Consider the following 1214-nt stretch of genomic DNA (forward strand, 5'->3'; position numbering starts at 1 on the left):
TTCCATTTCCCGCGCGGTGTACAGCGGGTTGGTGTTGACCACGATCAGCCCGGCGCGAATGGCACCGAAGACCGCGACCGGATACTGCAGGACGTTGGGCAGTTGCACGGCGATTCGATCACCGGGCTGCAAGTCGGTATGCTGTTGCAGATACGCGGCAAAGGCCCCGGACAGCTCGTACAGCTCACCGTAGGTGATTGTCTTGCCGAGGTTGCTGAAAGCCGGTTTGTTGGCGAAGCGTTGGCAGGATTGCTTCAACACTGCCTGAATGTTCGGATACTCGTCTGGATTGATCTCGGCTGCGATTCCAGCCGGGTACTTATCCTTCCAAAAGTCTTCGATCATGGAAGCCCACTCCTCAGCAACGCGAATTCTTCACCGCATTTGATGCGATTATTATTGGTGTGTGTTTTGTATTGGTGAATCCGGCGTTTTACAGGCCGAGAAGTCACAAAGCGCGCCGAGAGTAGCAGCTTTGCCAAGGGTCGACCAGAGCCAAAAGAGGCCCCTACAGTCATATTGATGACTCAAGACTTGCCAGCGGTCATTTTAGAGCAAAAATCCTATAACTCCCCAAAACCCCCGAATTCAGCGGGCACAAAAGATTCGCGAGCAGGCTCGCTCCCACAGAAACCATCGATACCTGTGGGAGCGAGCCTGCTCGCGAATGTCACAAGCGCTGCGGTTCAGACCTAGGCGATATCCCGCAACTCGCGCCGCAGAATTTTCCCTACAGGCGTCATCGGCAACGACTCACGCAGCACGATGTGTTTCGGCACCTTGTAGGCCGTGAAATTCTCTTTGCAGTACGCCTTCAGCTCTTCCAGGCTGACCCCGCTCTCCCGCGCTACCACAAACAGCTTCACCGCCTCTCCCGAACGTTCGTCCGGCACGCCGATGACCGCGCAGTTGGCGACTTTCGGGTGGGCCATGACCACGTCTTCGATTTCGTTGGGGTACACGTTGAAACCGGAGACGATGATCATGTCCTTCTTGCGATCGACGATGCGCACAAAACCGTCCGGGTCGATCACGGCGATATCGCCAGACTTGAACCAACCCTCGGCATCCAGCACTTCGGCGGTGGCTTCGGGTTTGTTCCAGTAACCCTTCATGATCTGCGGGCCTTTGATGCACAGCTCGCCGCGCTCGCCCAGCGGCTGCTCGACGCCGTCATCGTTGATGATTTTCACCAGCGTACCCGGCACCGGCAG

Annotated in this window: 2 protein-coding genes; both read right to left on the reverse strand. The window is 56.8% G+C overall.

Annotated features, from left to right (window positions below; genetic code table 11):
• A partial coding sequence (locus tag OQK_RS00765) for an AMP-binding protein (RefSeq protein ID WP_038860161.1) occupies positions 1-345 on the reverse strand: 345 nt, incomplete at its 3' end.
• Positions 346-692: 347 nt separating this feature from the next.
• The coding region (locus OQK_RS00770) for an AMP-binding enzyme (protein ID WP_016770683.1) at positions 693-1214 on the reverse strand (522 nt) is incomplete at its 5' end.

The organism is Pseudomonas sp. R62 (genome assembly GCF_000257605.1).
GTDB lineage: Bacteria > Pseudomonadota > Gammaproteobacteria > Pseudomonadales > Pseudomonadaceae > Aquipseudomonas > Aquipseudomonas atacamensis.